Here is an 18,459-nt window from a genome sequence, read left to right on the forward strand (position 1 = left end):
AAAACGACACCATCTAAAATGATATTGACAGATAACACAAAACAAATACTTCAAGATATAAAATATTTTGGTGGTACCATTTCATTAAAGGATAATAATCTAAAATTAAGTTTTCCTGATGATTTTAGTAATCCTGATTTATTGGAAAGAATTAAGATTAATAAATCTTCGTTAATTAATTTTTTAGTTAATGAAAGCCGTATAGCACCAACACTTAAGCAAACTGATTTCAGAGCTACATCAGGGCAAAAAGGGCTATGGTTTTTAAGTCAGTTTGAAGAAGGATCAAATGCATATCATATAACAACTATTTTTGATTTAATAGGAGAGGTAAATCCAATTTTTTTAGAAAAAAGTTTTCAAATTTTAATGGATCGTCATGAAATTCTTAGAACCACTTTTTATGTGGACGAAGAAGGTGAGTTGTATCAACAAATTCATGAAAAAGGCAGGTTAAACTTAGCTTTTAATTGTTTTGAAGAACATGATTTTTCAAAACAAGAAGAGTTGATAAAGACGTATGGAAATGCATTATTTGATTTAGGAAAGGATTCTTTATTTAGAAGTGTTTTAATCAAGATTGATGAAAAAGACTATATTTTAAGTCTTACATTCCATCATATCATTAGTGATGGTTGGAGCGTAAGTGTTTTGATTAAAGAGTTGTTGCATATTTATGAGCAACTAAGTAAAGGAGGAAATGTTGTTTTGCCTGACTTGAAAATTCAATATAAAGACTATGCTGTTTGGCAGAGAGATCGGGTTTCAAAAATGGAGCTATCAAGATCTTATTGGAAAGATAAGTTATCAGGTGAATTACCCACATTAGATTTGTTAGGAATTCGACCACCAGTGAAAACTTATGTTGGAAACCGAGTTTTATTATCGATAGACAAGTTGAGAATTGAAAAATGGAAGGAAACTTGTAAAGAAAATAATGCCACATTGTTTATGGGACTCTTGTCAGGATTAAATGCTATTTTGTATCGATACACTTCACAGCAAGATTTTATCATAGGAACAGCTACCGCAGGAAGAGTTCACCAAGATGTAATAAATCAAATAGGTTTTTATGTAAATACACTGCCATTAAGGACAAAAGTAACTTCTGAAAGTTCTTTTTTAGACTTGTTATCAGAAGTTAAAGAAACGACCTTAGAAGCTTTTGAACATCAAGAATATCCTTTTAATGAGATTCTTGAAGATATAGATATAAGAAGGGATGCGAGTAGAAGTCCATTGTTTGATTGTATGCTTGTCTTTCAGAATAATGAAAAAATTGGTATTGAATCGAAGGGGTTAAAGGTCATTCAAAGAGATAATGTTTCTAAGACCAGTAAGTACGATATTTCTTTTGTTTTTACAGAAAATAGAGATGGAGACTTAAATTTGGAATTAGAATATAATACAGACTTATATCAACAAGATTTCATTAAACAATTAGGTACTCATTATATTAATATGATAAATGAGATGGCTGTAAATGAAAAACAACCTATTAAGAGCATAGAGTATTTGTCAAAACTGGAAAAAAAACAATTACTAATTAATTTTAACGACACAAAAGTTGATTATCCAAAAGATAAAACCATAATAGATTTATTTGAAGAACAAGTTGAAAGAACACCTAATAATATTGCAGTTGTTTTTGAAGATTTAGAGTTAACTTATAATGAGCTGAATGAAAAAGCTAATCAATTAGGGGGGTACTTAAGAGAAAATTATCAAATTGTCCCAGATGATTTAATTGGGATTAAGTTAGATCGAAGCGAACTAATGATTATCGCAATTTTGGGAATATTAAAATCAGGTGCAGCTTATGTTCCAATTGACCCAACTTATCCCAAAGAAAGAATTAGTTATATAGAAAATGATAGTAACACTAAATTTGTAATTGATAAGATTGAAATTGAAAACTTTTATAAAAATTATCAAAAATGGTCAATTGGAAATATTCAAAAAAACAATACTTCTATTAACCTTGTCTATGTGATATATACATCGGGAACTACTGGTTACCCAAAAGGGGTTATGGTTGAGAATGTTAGTTTGATAAATTTACTTAAAACTTATAATCTAAAAGAAAACAATAGAAGCAGCCTAACTTGTAACTATAATTTTGATGTCTCCGTTTTAGAAATATTTTCAAATTTAATTTGTGGCTCTACTTTATTTATTCCTAAATATGAAGTTGTTATATCTCCAAATGAGTATGCTAACTTTATAATGAATAATGAAATTACTCATTGCTACATTCATCCAATGTATTTGAAGAAAATTTCTGAAGGTCTTAATGAGCGCAAATATGTTTTAAGAAGAATTTTGATAGGTGTTGAACCAATTAAATATGATAATATTAAATATTATATAAATAATGGGACAGAGATTATTAATGCTTATGGACCAACAGAAACTACAATATGTACTAGTTTCTTTAGGGTTTCAAATAATAATGATATTGACAAATCTATCATTCCAATAGGCTCTCCTATTTCAAACACACATATATATATACTTGATGCAAATTTATTACCTGTGCCATTAGGGAATATAGGAAGAATTTATATTGGAGGAGCTAGTCTTGCACGAGGTTACTTAAATAAATTAGAATTAACAGCTGAAAAATTTATTCCAAATCCTTTTAATGAGGGAACTAGAATGTATGATTCAGGTGATTTAGGATGTTGGTTATCTGATGGTAATATCGAATTTTCTGGAAGAAAGGACAAACAGGTTAAAATTAGAGGCTATAGGATTGAGCTAGATGAGATTGAAAAAACGATATTAAAATATTCAAAAGATATAACTGAGGTTTATTTAAAGGTTAGTCAGAAAAAACATTCAGAAAAAATATTATTGGCATATATAGTTTCCATTGGAGAATTAGAGAAACATAAGTTGAAAAGGTTTTTAACATATCGACTTCCGAATTATATGCTGCCAGATTTTTATATAAAACTGGAAGCTTTACCTCTAACAGTTAATGGTAAAATAGATATTGCAGCTTTACCACTATTAAGTGATAATGATGTCATAAAAAAAGCCTATGTTGCTCCTAAAACTGAACTGGAAGAAAAGATAATTAAAATATGGAGTGAAGTATTAGATATTAAGAAAATTGGAGTAAATGATAATTTTTTTGAATTAGGAGGAAGTAGTTTAAATCTCATTCAATTAAGTAATAGAATAAACTATGTTTTTAATAAAAAAATAGAAATATCTAAGTTGTATGAAAATTCAGAATTAAATCAACAAGTGGCTTTAATCTTATCAACAGACACTATAAGTGCAAAGCTAGACATAGATATTCCTAAAATTGTAAATAATACATTAATTAAACCTTTTCCTGGTCAGGAAAGATTATATGATTTATCTAAAGGAAACAACTTTTATTATATAAAGAAGGCTATTAAATGTAATTTTAAGCTTAATATTGAAGACATTCAGTTTGCTTTCAGTAGTTTAATTAAAAAGAACGAATCCTTAAGATCAAATTTTTTCAAAATTGATTCTGAGTTATTCCTTAGCTTTAAAAGTGATTGTAACTTGATTGTAGATTATGTTGATTTAAGAAATACTTCTAAAGATAAGTATGAGGAATTACACAAGATACTAAGCCACGAACCAGAGGTATTTGACCTGGAAAAGGATATCTTAATAAAGGTTAAAGTAGTCCATTTAGATTTAGAGGAATTTGTAATTTTTATGGTTATTGATCATATAATAATTGATGGTTGGGGTATAGATATTTTTCTAAAACAATTATATTATTTATATATTAATAAGGGGGATGAGACTTTCTTAATGAATAAAGAAGCAAATGAATCTGATTATTCTTATTCAAGAATTCTAGAAGAGAAAAGACTCTTAAGAATGGAAAATTATTACTCAGATAAGGCTTTTTGGATTGACAAATATTTGGAGGGATGGAATGATATTAAATTACCATACGATTATCCAAAAGAAGAGATGACATTTTTTGCAAGTAATATAAATATAAATTTAGATTCACATAGGTCAAAAAAAATACTCAGAATAGCTTTAAAAAATAATGTAAGCCTATTAATGATATATGTTTATTTGGTTAATATGACACTAGCTAGGTTTACAAATCAAAATGAAATAACATCAGGAATTGTTTTAGCAGATAGAGATGATTTGTTTTCTAAAGATGAAGTAGGCTTCTTTTTAACAACTTTGCCTATTAGAACAAAGTTTAATAATAAATTAAATTTTCATGAAAATTTTCAAATTGTTAAAAGTGAATACTTAAATGCAATATCTCATAGAAATTATACTTTTACTGATTTGGTAAGAGATACTAATCGGAAATTCGACCTAAAAAACATGCCATATTATAAAGTTTTTGTGAATGAATCATCAGCATATGACAATGAAAAGAGAAATTCAAGTGCTAATTTTCATGAAATTAGTATAAAAAGAGATTTAGAATATAGTATTTATGAATTGATGTTTATCGTCTCAAAAGAAACAGATGAAAAGATAAACTTATCTATAATTTATAATAAATCATTATTTAAATCCTATACAATAAAAAGGTTACGTGATATTTTATTAGAAATGTTAGATTCTTATCCGTTGTAAAGGATAAATTAAATTACAAAATTTTACATTTAACCTGAGTAAATTGCCGTTTGTTTAATACAAATAAGTTTTTCAAAGTTTAGATATAAGTTCTGCATTTATCTTTTAAACATTAAATATAATTTAATTTAACATTTGGTTTTTTATTGGGAGGTAAAGAATGGTTTATCAGCATACTAATGATAGACTTAACTGTACGAAAAAAATGCGGGATTTAAAATAATAGTTATTATTTCCAAAAAGAATAACTATTACAATTATTCAATATAATAATAATCAATATATTAGGAGTTTAATACAACCTAAAGTTAGCATAGCCTAAATGCTCTCGGGGTTATAATTAATTAGCTAAAATTAAATTTACTTATTCTTAAAGAAGTAAAATAATTATCGAAAACCTTACGAATACTCTGTCTTAGAGGAAAATAATATACCCCAGAATCAAACTCATTTCCATTTATTAAGGATTTCCTTATTCACAAGAATAAGGAAATCTATATATGGAATAATTAATTGGAAAATTTAAAACAATAATTAATAATTAATCTAAATTTAAAATGGAAAAAACATTATCAGAAATTCAGAAAGAATTAAAAGCAGACCCAAAACGTCTTGAACTTGTATCACATCAATTTTTAAAGAAAATGAAAGGTGGACAATTGACTAGGGATGAAGTATCAATGGTAGTAGGTCAATGGTATTATCCTTTGGAAAACTTTCCTTTTTTCTTATCTAAATCAATCAGCAATATAAAAAACACATCTATTCAATCGTTCATTTCAGATATTTTGCATGAGGAATTAGGTTGTGGAAATCCAAATGATTCACATTTGGAGCTTTATATCTCTACATGTGTTGATGTAGGATTAGACGAAAAACAAATCGCAAATAGTCCTGCATTTGATGCAACGAATGAACTCATTAAAGGCTATAAAGCAGCTGCAGAAGGATTTAATTCTAGCCTTGGTTTTTTATATGCTACCGAAGTTGCAGATTTAGTAATGGTATCTTCTATTGGGTTAGCTATAAGTAAAATTAGTGGAAAACAAATGGAAGACTTGCCGTGGGTAGATATACATGTTAAACAAGAACCAAATCATGTTAAAAATGTAGATAATGTATTAGATATTAAGTTTGAAAAGGAAAGAGTTGATGAGATTCTGAGAACTGCAAGAGAAATGTGGAACTTGTGGATTAATTTTTTTACAGAAATTGATTTACAAATAAACAAAAAAAAGACAAGCGTAGCTTAATTTAATAATAAACTCAATTGTTGATACAAAAAGAATCGTCTACTTTATAGGAACAAGGCAAATGTTAAATTATGATTTTGATAATTTGAGCTGTGATAATGAAGTAGAAAAGAAATTAATAGTAGATAATAAGTCAAATTTGAATCCAAACATAAAATGCTTGCTTGAACAAGCATTTTATGTTAATTCAAATGAGTATGGACATGGTATTCTAAGTGAATATATTTATAATGAGGTGAAAGAAATTATTTTATAAGTATTGAAGACATGAATTCAAGATTTAAGTATTCAAAAGAAATGTGGAGTTTATGGATAGACTTTTTTAGCGAAATAGAATTTGAGATAAGTAAAAAATAAAAAACGGATATTGTATATTATTTTTTTAACATAAAGATACTGATCTTAAGTGTGTTAATTTTTAACCAGTCTTAGGTTATAAATAATTACATCCAATTAATTATAAATTTTGTTGATATTTATGAAAAAACTTTTTTTTATTGGGCTAAGACAAGCTTCAAGATATAGCTTATCAGAATATAGTGCATATGATGTAGTGCTGATTTTGGGTAAGAGTGATATCAAAAATATTTCTGAAGATTTAATGTCTCGATTTACTAGAACCCATTTTGTTGACGATGTTTGCGATAAATACAAGGTTCTATGCAGATTAGAGTATACAGAAGTATTTAAAATAATTAAAAATGAATTAGAAAATAATGAAGAGGCATTATTTTTTTGTCAAGATGAAGCTAATATTGAATTAGTAGCTAGATTAAGAGAAGACTTTAAAATCTTTGGTATGAAAACTAAAGAAGCTGCATTTTTTAGAGATAAAATGGAGATGAAGCTAAAAATAGCAAATAGCGGTTTAAGAGTTCCGAAAAATTGTTATTTAAATCAAAATTCAGATACTGATTATTATAATCACCTTAAAGATAAATTAGGAGATAAAATTATAATTAAACCAATAAATTCAGCTGCTTCAAACGGTGTATTTTTAGTAAGTTCATATGAAGATTTTAAACTATTCTTTAATTCTCTTTATAGTAAAGATTATACTTATGAAGCGGAAGAGTTTATTAGTGGAAGAATGTATCACGTTGATACAGTTATTTTTCAAAGAAAAGTTTATTTCATTGAAAGTTGTATTTTTAATGTACCTCCATTAGATTTTACAAATGGTTACTCAACATCTTCTTTTCCCATTAAATCTAATAATTCAAAAGTTAAAGATTTTGCACTTTCCTGTGTCGAAGCATTAGGTATGCCCGATGGTATTCAGCATACAGAAGTTTTTTTGAATGACAATGAAGAAATGGTGTTTATTGAATCAGGTGCCAGAGCGCCAGGGTTATTTGTCATTGATTTATATAAAGAAACTTTTGGAATTAATATTTTGGATTTAGAAGTTTCATTATTTATGAATAAAAAACGTTTTGATGTGAAAACCAGTGATGGAAAACATGCTTTTTCGGTAGTTTGGCCCACAAAAAATGGGACTATAAATAAGAACAATATGCCTGCTCTTACTGGTAATTATAATATTACGTGGAATTATAAAGAAGGGCAATTACTAAAAAAATCAAAAAATGCAATTGATATTTTAGCATTTATTCTTGTATATAATGAATCTTACGATAATGCACTGAAAGATTTTGAAACATTGAAACATTTTGAAATTGCTAATTTTATTACTAACTAATGTAATTTTAAAATGAAAAAGAAAATTGCTATAGTTGGGGCCGGTCCATGTGGTATTTCGGTATTAATTAATCTTTTGAAAAATCTTTCAAATTTAGACATTTCAATATTCGATATCAATCAGAACTTCTGTAAAGGAAACTCTTTTAGAGTGGATTCAGATAGTTTATTGCTAAATACAACCGTAGATACAACATCTGTTTTCTATGAAGATAGATTGCATTTTTTTAAATGGTTAAATTCTAAGAAAGATATACCTAAAAAGTATAAGTTGAAATCAGCATTTGTGCCTAGAAATCTAGCATCAAAATACTTGTTTGAAACTTTAAATGAATATTTATTAAAAAGTTCTGAAAAAAACAATAATGTAACAATTTTTGATTTTTTCTTATTCAAATATGATGCAAAACACACATTTATTGATACTAGTATGAACGAGTATTTATTTAAGTATGTAATTCTTTGTACTGGGCATACAAGTTCATCCATTAATATGAAATGCAAACTCGGGGAACTTTCTAATAATGACGGGTATATTGAAAATTCTTTTTTAAATATAAATGGCAAAATTCATAAGAATGACAATGTACTTATAATTGGTTCAAATTTATCAGCTATTGATACTATGCTATTGCTTAATGAAAGTAAACATCAAGGTAAAATTTGTATCCTATCAAAAAGCGGTAGTTTACCATCGGTTAGGTCAGACATGGGAGGAGATTATATACCAAAGTATTTAGGTTTAGAAGGTTTTAAAAATGAAACTATTAGTGTAAATCATTTAAAAAGACTTTTTTTTAAAGAGCTATTGTTGTTAACTACTAAAGAGGATGTAAAGAGTTATTTTTTAATAAGTAAAGATCCAAAAATACAATTAGAAACGGATATTTTGAATTGTATTTACTCAAAGAATAAGTGGCAAGTTTTAGTCTTTAGTATGTTGGAAATACTAACCAATTATTGGTTTAAATTTTCAACAGCTGATAGAATTCTTATTAAGAATAAGTATAAAAAAATAATAGATAGATTTATATCTTCAATGCCTTTAGAAAATGCTTTGTTATTAAAAGATTATTTAAATAATGGGAGATTGGAAATTACTAAATCGTCACATGAAAATGTTTATTATTCAAATTCAAAGAAAGGATTTTTAATAAAAAACAAAAATGTTGTTTATAATAAAATTATTGATTCTTCTCCCATAAATATCGAAAATAAAGATTTTAGTTCGTTGTTAAATTCAATGTTAGAAGTAGGTGTTGTTAAAACAAATATAAATAGGCTGAACTCTTTAGATATCGATAATAAATTTTTTAAATGCAGAAATGATTTTGATGCTAATTCAAATATCGATGCGCCCATTGTATATGCAATAGGTCCCACACTAAGAAACAACTTAATTGTATCTAATTTTTTTCTGGAATCGTCCAGACAGGCTAATATAATAACCAATCATATTAGTACCTCGAGAATTCCTATAATAATCACAGGAGTAACTTCTTAAATATCAACTGGCAGCTTTAAAGACTTTACATAAGTATTTAAAGTCTTAATGGCATAATGGCTAAAAATGTACTATAAAATAAAAAAATAAAATATTAATTAATAACATATATGAAACTAAGTAAAGAACAAATAGAGATTTTTGAAGAAAAAGGTTTTCTATTGATTGAAAATTATTTTTCTGATAAAGAAATTGAATGTTTAATAAATGACATTCCTGTTACAATTAAAGAAAATTCGCCTACAGTTGTAAAAGAAAGTAATGGAGGAATCAGGACTATTTTTGCGCCAGAACGAGAAAGTGATGTGTTTAAAAAAGTTGCAAAAATCAATAAAATTGTTGAGCCTATGAAACAATTAATAGGCAACGGTGTTTATTTATACCAAAGTAAAATTAATGTTAAAGAAGGTCTTTTAGGTGAATGGTGGCAATGGCATCAAGATTATTATTATTGGAAAAGAGAAGATAATATTCCCACATCTAACATAATAAATTTCTCCATTTTTTTAGATGATGTAGATGAATTTAATGGACCTATGTTTATCGTGCCTAATACTCACAAAGAGGAAGTTAATATGGTGCCAAATGACAAAATGTTTTTGGATAGTAAGAATGCTCTATTGTCTACAGAAATGCAGCATGTGATAAAAAAACAGACATTAAAAAAATTAATTAACAGTAAAGGAGGTATTTTTAATGCTAAAGGTAAGGCTGGTACTGTATTAATATTTCATGGTAATATATTACACGCCTCTAATGCGAATTTATCGCCTTTTGATAGAAAAGTGTTATTCTTGACATATAATGATGTAAACAATACATCTACCGATAGTTCAAATCCAAGACCTAGTTATATAGTTAATCATGATTCTAGTCCTATTGAAACGATTTCAGATCACGAATTATTTGAATTAATATAAGCTACAAGTATTATTTGCGTAGTTCTTAATGCTACCCCTAAATAAATCAGCAGATACACTCAATAAATAGGATGTATTTATCTTTCAAAAATGTCAAAAATCAAAGTATGCCTCCTTTTTGGGATACTATCAGGGGGCTTTATAGATTTTAAAATAAAAAAATAAAATAAAAAAATAATGAATATACCTGTAACTAATAATGAAGTGGAGAATTTGTCTGAAATTTTCCAGAAAATAAATTTATACTATCAAGGTGTTGAAAATTCGGACTTAGAACTACTTGAAAAAGTATTCCATGAAGAATGGAAAATGCTTGACAATAATGTTTTGAACGAAAGCAATATACGAGTTGAGAGTAAAATTGATTTTTTGAACAGATTAAAAAATATTGGTTCCATTAAAGATTATTCAGCAGATAGAGAAATTATTACTGTTGATATACTAAAAGATAAACTTTCAGTAGTAAGAGTTGATAAAATGCCAAATATGCACGTGTCAATTTTTTTTATGATAAAGTTTGGTGAAGAATGGTTGATATTGGATAAAGTTTGGGTAAAAGAAATAGTACCGAATTTCAATAATTGTAATGATTATAACTTAGTTGAACAAGTCATAGCATCTTATTTTAAACAAATTCAACATAATGATAATGAAGGTTTAAAAAGTATTCTTGATGAGAATTGGGAGTTAAAAAGTATATTCCCTACCGATAGAGTAGAGTTAAAAAACAAATTTGAGTTTTTACAAAATATAGACACAAAAGCGGGATATAACAATAGATTGGTGTCAATTGATGTTTTTCATGATTCTTTGTCAATAGTTAAACTTGACAACAATACGGATGGATTTGTTTCATATTTAACCTTATTCAAAGTGTCTGGTGAATGGAAAATAGCTAATGAAAGAAAAGTTTTTGTTAACTAAATGTCGTGATGACAAAAAAGGATTATCAATTAAATGTTTTATATAAATTTTAGAAAAAAATTATGAATCACTATTCTGTAATTATAGTTGGCGGTGGTCAAGCTGGATTGTCATTAAGTTATTATTTGAAGAAAAATGCTATAAATCATTTGATATTAGATCGTGGTGAAATTGGGAACTCGTGGGTACAAAACAGATGGGATAATTTTTGTTTAGTTACACCAAATTGGCAATGCAGACTACCTGATTATCATTATAATGGCAATGATGCAGATGGATTTATGGTAAAAGATGAAATGATTAATTATATTAAGGGGTATGCTAATACTTTTAATCCTCCTTTTGAAGGAAACGTAAATGTCACAAAAGTATACAAAGAGAAATTAGGAGATATTTTCTATCTAGAAACTTCAAATGGAAAATATTCAGCAGATATTGTTGTAAGCGCTATAGGAGGATATCATACTCCAAATATCCCACAGGATTTTAGTAAAGCCTTTAATAAATCTATAGTTCAAATTAATTCTATTGATTACAAAAACGCTCAACTTCTTCCGGAAGGAAATGTACTTGTTATAGGCACTGGTCAATCAGGAGTCCAGATTGCTCAAGACTTACACATGTCTGGCAAAAAAGTATATTTGAGTGTAGGTTCGGCTCCAAGGGCTCCTCGTAGGCACCGAGGGAAGGATATTGTATATTGGTTAGAGTTGATGGGGCATTATAATAAACCTGTTGGAGAACAAGAAAATCCTGATGAATTAAGAAGAAAACCTAACAATTACCTTACTGGGAGAGATGGAGGGCAGGATGTCGATTTAAGAAAATTTGCTATGGAGGGTATGAAGTTACATGGGAGGATTTCTAGCATAGATAATGGCATTATTTCATTCCAAAACGATTTAAAGCAAAACTTAGATAATGCAGATCTTGCTTATGAACGTATACAAAAAACACTAGACGAATATATAGATAGTAATAATATTAAGGCTCCTAAATATGATAGATATAACCAGCTATGGGAACCAACAGAAAATAACGAAACGGCATTAGATTATAATGAAGCAGGTATTACGTCGGTAGTCTGGTGCACTGGCTTTAAGTTAGATTTTAAATGGATTGATTTTCCTCATTTATTTAATAGTGATGATTATCCAACTCATGATCGTGGAGTGACCAATGAACAAGGATTATATTTTATAGGATTACCTTGGTTATATACATATGGTTCAGGTGGGTTATCATATGTAGGGCAGGATGCAGAATATATTTGTAATCATATTATAAAACGTTTATATTAGCAACGCAAACAAATGAACTTTTAAAAAACCGCTTAGTTATCAATATTTGTTGTTAAATTGGTTGGTTGTTGTTAAAAAGAATCTGTTGCCTTAATATAGCACAAGTAAAAATTTATTTATAATTCAATAATTTAAAACAAAATAATATGACAGATAGAATTTATATTTTTGATACAACTCTTAGAGATGCAGAGCAGACTCCTGGTTGTCAATTAAGTAGTAATGAAAAAGTGCTAGTTGCGGAACAATTGGAGATGTTAGGAGTTGATATTATAGAAGCAGGATTTGCAATATCTAGTCCAATGGATTTTAATTCAATAATAGAAATTTCAAAAAATGTTAATAAACCTATTATATGTTCATTAGCGAGAGCTGTAGAAAAAGATATTTTAGCAGCAGCGGATTCTCTTAAATACGCTAAGAGAAAGAGAATTCATACAGGAATAGGAGTTTCAGATATGCATATTAAGAATAAGTTAAGAACGACTAGAGAAAATATTATAGATATTGCTGTTAAATCAGTAAAGTTAGCGAGAAATTATGTAGATGATGTGCAGTTTTATGCAGAAGATACAGGTCGCGCGGATTTAGATTTTTTAGCATCAGTTTGTGATGCAGTTATTAGGGCAGGAGCAACAGTTATAAATCTTCCAGACACAAATGGATATGCAACTCCAGAAGAATATGGTAATATAATTAAATTTTTAATTAATAATGTTTCTAATATTGATAAGGTAACATTATCTGCGCATAGTCATAATGATTTAGGCTTGGCGACAGCAAATTCTTACAGTGCAATACTTAATGGAGCTAGGCAAGTTGAATGTACAATAAATGGTCTTGGTGAGAGGGCAGGTAATTCCGCTTTAGAAGAGATCGTAATGTTATTAAAGGTTAGAGAATCAAATAAGTATATAACAAAAATAAATACTAAGAAAATATTTGAAACAAGCATGCTTGTTTCAAAATTAATGAAAAGTCCTATTCAATCAAACAAAGCAATCGTAGGAAGAAATGCTTTTGCGCATTCAAGTGGAATTCATCAAGATGGGATTATAAAGGATAGGAATAATTACGAAATAATTGATCCTGAGTTAGTTGGTGCTCCTTTGACTTCGCTTGTTTTGAGCGCACGAAGTGGTAAAGCGGCATTAAATTATAAGTTAGAAGCGCTGGGGTTTAGTTTAAGTAAAGATGAACTAGCTTTAAAATATGATTCTTTTTTAAAAATTGCTGATAACAAATCTACCGTTAATGAAAATGACTTATTAAAATTGATGAATAATAAGCATAATGTAGATAGTTCGATTAAAATAGTGTCAGTAAATTATAGTAGAGACGAAAAGTCTGATTTTTGTGAATCAACAATTGTTTTGCAATTGTTTGGTAAGGAAGAGTCTGCTACCGCTAAGGGGAATGGCCCTGTGGATGCATCAATTCAAAGTATTAACAAAATATTAAAAAAAGACATCTTGATTGAGCATTTCTTAATACAAGGAATTACAAATGGGGCATCTGATACCTGCTTGGTAAGTATGACGATTAAAGTTAATAATGGGGATTCATGTTTAATTTACAATGGAGACTCTTCTAGTACAGATATTGTTCTTGCGTCCGTGAATGCTTATATTAATGCCTTAAATAAGATTTAAAAAAGAATGATTATGCTGTCCCCAAAACAAGAAAAAAGAATTACATAGTTTAAGACAGTAATGTAACGATTCAGCCTGGTAAATTAGCAATATTTTTAAACGCTTCTAAGACATTCTGACCGTTTTTAATACAGGTATCAGTAACTGAGCGGATGACAGCAAAGATTTACGCACCGTTTTTAGTTTTAAAATGGCTTGATATTTTTTGTTTCGCTTTTGCATTCATAATGGCTCTTTCCGAACTATATATCGTCAGGAGGAACGTCATAATAATGAAAAAAAGCAAAAATATAATGGATCAAGAACAAAGCCTGAGGAGGAATTGATAAAAAAATCAGATATTATGCTAGCTTGTCAAAAAACGCAAAACAATTTAAGGCAGTGTTGGGATTAGGTTTGGAATTCTTCGATTATCTTAATCTGTATTTTAAAGATTAATTAGATATTTATGATATTTAGTTTACCATATTAGGCGAACCAAGGAAGCGGTCAGCTTCAATAAGGAAGAATAGTAATTTTGAAAATCCCAAGACAAACTCTGTTTTGTCTTAATGTTATTAAAAGGCAACTCCTTACAAGAAACTCTGTCTAGTAGTTGGGGTATGTTACAGCCTAAGGCAAATTATTTGGATTCATTTATTTTTAATCCCTGCATCTACTTTCGAAGAGTTATCGGTTTTGTTGAAAAAAACGGTGGTTGTGTTTTTTGATGGTACGGAACATCGCATTCAAAAACCTTCCACAAAAAAGAACAATTATAGTGGTAACAAAACAACTATAAACATAATCTGATTGTGCTTAAAATAGAAAAATTTGTATTTGAACAGAGTTTATAAAGGCACTACTCATGATAAAAACTGGTAGATGAAAAGTCATTAATTTTCCGTAAGCATGTATTGTTAAGTTGTGTCAAGACAATAGTTACCAAAGATATACGCGATAATATAACTGTATCACAACCTATGAAAAACCAAAAGAAAAAGAATTTAACGAAGAATTGTAAAAGCAAGAAAGCAATGCAAAAACATCAAAAAGAGTGATTATTGAACATGCAATAGAGAGGTTAAAGTATTGAAGATTGTTAAAGATAAAATCCGAATTTATAAAGAGAAAACTAGAAACATCGTAATGCAAATAGCTTATTCAATTCATAATCTCTAAATGTGCTTGGTAAATTTACAATCATGCGCTTAATATTTATAAACGAACTTCAATATAAAAATATCTATGGAGGGGAAAAGGTAGAGCAATTGACAATATTTTTATAGATAAATCACTTGTAAAATTTATAAAAAATGAAAATAATATTCTTTTCTTTTGCTGGCGGAAGTAAATACTCTTTTCAAAAATTAACAAATAAAACTAATGATATAATAGTGATTGAGAATCCAGGAAGAGGATTAAGAATGAATGAAAATTTAATTATTGATATCGAATTACTCATTGAAGATTTACTTGAAAAAGTTAAAAATGAAATAGCGTCTTGTAAAGATTATATCATCTATGGCCATAGTATGGGAGCTTTAGTAGGCTATTTAATCTGTCAAAAAATAGAAGAATTAAGGCTGCAAAAGCCCCTAAAATTAGTAGTTAGTGGTAAGAAATCCCCTTCTGCAGAAAGAGAAGTGAAAATTGCCCATTTACCAGATCAAGAATTTTGGCAAGAAGTTATAAAATTAGGAGGCATTCCCGATGAATTACAAAATCATCCTGAACTAATTAATTTTTATACCCCCATTTTAAAAGCAGATTTCACAGTTATAGAGAATTATAAATATAAAAAAAAAGAAAAACTAACTATACCCGTTGATGTTTTTTATGGTTCTGAAGAAGCAATAGAGGAAGAAATGTTAGGTTGGAAAGATGAAACAACAGCTGAAGTTACCATAACCAAAATGGAAGGCAATCATTTTTTTATTTATAACCATGTTGATTTTTTTATAAATCTGTTTAAAAAAAGTTTCATAAATCATAGTGAAAAACAAAATTTCAGTAATAAAAATAGTATTTGAAAATAGCCCATATCTTTTATTCAAAATTTAAAAAAGAACTTCCAAAGTATTTGTATCAAGACTATTTAAGTAAATTGCCTTTGGAATTGCAAGAAAAAAATCAAAGATTTGTAAGATGGCAAGATCGACATGCTAATCTGTTTGGAAAGCTTTTACTAGTTAAAGTTTTGAATACAAACGGATACGATACTGTTTCTCTAGGAGATTTAAAATACAGTACAGATAAACGTCCCTACTTCGAAGAAAGTTTTGATTTTAATATATCGCATTCAGGAGAATATGTAATTTGTGCTTTTTCCAAAGATGTGCGTCTTGGAGTGGATATCGAAAAGATATCTGATATCAATTTTGATCATTTTAATAAAATCATGACACCTAATCAGTGGAGTGATATTCATGCATCAACTAACCCAACCGCAACTTTTTTTGATTATTGGACTATGAAGGAAAGTATTATTAAAGCCGATGGACGAGGACTGTCAATTCCTTTACTTCAGATCCAGGAAAAAGATAGGGAGGTTTGTTATGAAAATAAACAATGGTATATACAACATATTGAAATAAACGAAGCCTATAGCACATGTTTAGCTACAAATGTTTCTGATGTTCAAATCTCAAAATGTTATATCGATTTTTATGAAAATGAATTTAATATTATCTAATACTTAGAATGATTTCAGCAAAAAATATAGTTATGCAATTTCCTATACCCAAAAGGTATATAGAATATATTACAAAACCATTTAGTAATAATTACTTTAAAGCTTTAAAAGGCGTAGATATAGAAATTAGACCAGGAGATCGCATTGCTTTTTTAGGTGCCAATGGAGCGGGCAAAACAACTTTTTTGAAAATTATTGGAGGTTTGTTGTATCCATCATCAGGAACACTCATGGTAGATACATACGACACTTCAAAAGATAATTTGAAAGCAAGAAAGCATGTTGGGTTTGTTTTAAATGAAGAACGAAGTTTTTATTGGAGGTTGACAGGAGAAGAAAACTTGTTGTTTTTTGGAGCGTTGGACAATTTAAAAGGCAAAGAGCTGCATGCAAAAGTAGAAGAATTAATAAAGATGGTTGGTTTAGAGTTCTCTAAGAATAAGCTTTTTGCAGGGTATTCTTCAGGTATGAAACAGCGATTGGCAATAGCCAGAGGCTTATTATCAAACCCGGATATTTTAATATTGGATGAGCCTACTAGGACATTGGATCCTATTTCAGCCAAAGATATAGCAACTATTATTTCAGAGCGGGTACATGAAAGTAAAGAGCGTACGTTGTTAATCGCTACACATAGTTTGGCCGAAGCTAAAATTTTATGTGACAAAATATGCTTTATGAAAGATGGGCAAATAGTTGATTTTTGTAGTATAAAAGAAATAGAAGGAAAATATAATTCTCTAGAAAATTATTACAAAACGATGACGAACACAAAAAATCAACAATACCATTTAGCCCAAGTAAAATGATGAGATTATATAAATTACAAGCATTTATAAAAAGAGATTTTACCATTTTTTTAAGTTATAAAATGGCATTAATAACAACGACTTTTGGAACTGTTTTTCCTCTTTTGACCTATTTTTTTATTGCAAAAATGGTTCCATCTAAAACGGAAGGGAGTCTTGCTTTATATGGAGGAGATTATTTTTCATTTACACTAATCGGAATTGCATTTACTACTTATTTTATGATGGCGGTTCAAGAATTTTCAGCAACGACTCGAAGAGATCAAATGGCAGGTTGTTTGGAGGCTTTATTGAGTTCTCAAACAGATACCAAAACGATTATATTTATGTCTGCCATTTTTAAATTCATTCATAATGGTACCGTATTAATATTTATGTTTATCGTTTCGGCTTTATTTTTGGGTTTTGATATGTCTAATATTAATATTTTATCCACATTATTGACTTTAATTTTGTCGCTTGGCGTCTTTATTAGCTTAGGGATTTTTTCAGCTGGAGGCACTATTATTTTTAAACAAGGGGAGCCTTTTAGTATTGTTTTTGGAGCTTTAAGTTCTTTGTTAGGAGGGGCTGTGTTTCCTGTAGCAATATTACCAGATGGACTTCAAAAATTCACCTATCTTGTTCCAATTAAATATTCTTTGGATGCTTTAAGATTGTCAATTTTACAAGGGTATTCAATTCAAATGTTATCCAATCAATTAATTATTTTGTTTTGTATAGCTATAGTTTTATTTCCTTTAAGTTTGAAATTTTTTGAATGGGCAGTTGAGAAAGGGAAAAAGTCAGGAACATTGATGCAATATTAGAAGAAAAAATCAATCATAAAATTATAAATTGAGAATTACATAGTATGGGAATGGATAAGAAAATTCAAAAAAAAATCTTGGATTAGAAGAAATTTAGTATATCTGATTTTAGGTGTATTATTGTTGGTATTTGTTTTTTACAATTTTATCAGCTATGATGATAGTTCAGTATTATATATTCACAACCCAACACATTCAGGCACTATATACTTTATTATTTCAAAAAATGGTTGTCGATTATCATCTTGGTAATATAAAACAGCATTTTTAAGTTGACTCTTTATTTTATCGTAATAAATTTCATCTA

12 protein-coding genes are annotated in these 18,459 nt (G+C 28.5%); all 12 read left to right on the forward strand.

From position 1 onward, the window contains the following. Window positions 1–18: 18 nt before the first annotated feature. The 12 genes from GTZ96_RS02080 (at window position 19) to GTZ96_RS02135 (ending at window position 18,152) form a co-directional block, all read left to right on the forward strand. Window positions 19–4,605, forward strand: a complete 4,587-nt coding sequence (locus GTZ96_RS02080) for a non-ribosomal peptide synthetase (RefSeq protein ID WP_161640926.1) — start codon at window positions 19–21, stop codon at window positions 4,603–4,605. Between the two features lie 557 nt (window positions 4,606–5,162). Beyond that, window positions 5,163–5,858, forward strand: coding sequence for an iron-containing redox enzyme family protein (locus tag GTZ96_RS02085; RefSeq protein ID WP_161640927.1), 696 nt, complete (start codon window positions 5,163–5,165; stop codon window positions 5,856–5,858). 478 nt (window positions 5,859–6,336) lie between these two features. Further along, complete coding sequence (locus GTZ96_RS02090; RefSeq protein WP_161640929.1) at window positions 6,337–7,560, forward strand: ATP-grasp domain-containing protein; 1,224 nt, start codon at window positions 6,337–6,339, stop codon at window positions 7,558–7,560. A gap of 12 nt (window positions 7,561–7,572) precedes the next feature. After that, on the forward strand, window positions 7,573–9,063 hold the full coding sequence (locus GTZ96_RS02095) for an FAD/NAD(P)-binding protein (protein ID WP_161640930.1): 1,491 nt from the start codon (window positions 7,573–7,575) through the stop codon (window positions 9,061–9,063). Window positions 9,064–9,173: 110 nt separating this feature from the next. Continuing rightward, window positions 9,174–9,983 (forward strand): phytanoyl-CoA dioxygenase family protein, encoded by an 810-nt coding sequence (locus GTZ96_RS02100; RefSeq protein ID WP_161640931.1) that lies wholly within the window; start codon window positions 9,174–9,176, stop codon window positions 9,981–9,983. Window positions 9,984–10,160: 177 nt separating this feature from the next. Next, entirely contained in the window at window positions 10,161–10,907 is a 747-nt protein-coding gene (locus GTZ96_RS02105) for a nuclear transport factor 2 family protein (RefSeq protein ID WP_161640932.1), read from the forward strand. 62 nt (window positions 10,908–10,969) lie between these two features. Continuing rightward, complete coding sequence (locus GTZ96_RS02110; RefSeq protein ID WP_161640933.1) at window positions 10,970–12,208, forward strand: MSMEG_0569 family flavin-dependent oxidoreductase; 1,239 nt, start codon at window positions 10,970–10,972, stop codon at window positions 12,206–12,208. Between the two features lie 146 nt (window positions 12,209–12,354). Continuing rightward, the gene (locus GTZ96_RS02115; protein ID WP_161640934.1) at window positions 12,355–13,860 is read left to right on the forward strand and encodes a 2-isopropylmalate synthase; all 1,506 of its coding nucleotides are present in this window, start codon (window positions 12,355–12,357) and stop codon (window positions 13,858–13,860) included. Between the two features lie 1,295 nt (window positions 13,861–15,155). Then, the gene (locus tag GTZ96_RS02120; RefSeq protein WP_161640935.1) at window positions 15,156–15,872 is read left to right on the forward strand and encodes a thioesterase II family protein; all 717 of its coding nucleotides are present in this window, start codon (window positions 15,156–15,158) and stop codon (window positions 15,870–15,872) included. Further along, a complete protein-coding gene (locus tag GTZ96_RS02125; protein WP_161640936.1) occupies window positions 15,869–16,534 on the forward strand; it encodes a 4'-phosphopantetheinyl transferase family protein in 666 nt (221 codons plus the stop codon). The genes GTZ96_RS02120 and GTZ96_RS02125 overlap by 4 nt, the downstream gene beginning before the upstream one ends. Before the next feature lie 8 nt (window positions 16,535–16,542). After that, the gene (locus tag GTZ96_RS02130) at window positions 16,543–17,343 is read left to right on the forward strand and encodes an ABC transporter ATP-binding protein (protein ID WP_161640937.1); all 801 of its coding nucleotides are present in this window, start codon (window positions 16,543–16,545) and stop codon (window positions 17,341–17,343) included. After that, window positions 17,343–18,152, forward strand: a complete 810-nt coding sequence (locus GTZ96_RS02135) for an ABC transporter permease (protein ID WP_262890570.1) — start codon at window positions 17,343–17,345, stop codon at window positions 18,150–18,152. Before GTZ96_RS02130 ends, GTZ96_RS02135 begins: the two co-directional genes overlap by 1 nt. Window positions 18,153–18,459: the final 307 nt, after the last annotated feature.

The sequence above is a fragment of the Flavobacterium undicola genome, from assembly GCF_009909155.2.
In the GTDB taxonomy this organism is placed as follows: domain Bacteria; phylum Bacteroidota; class Bacteroidia; order Flavobacteriales; family Flavobacteriaceae; genus Flavobacterium; species Flavobacterium undicola.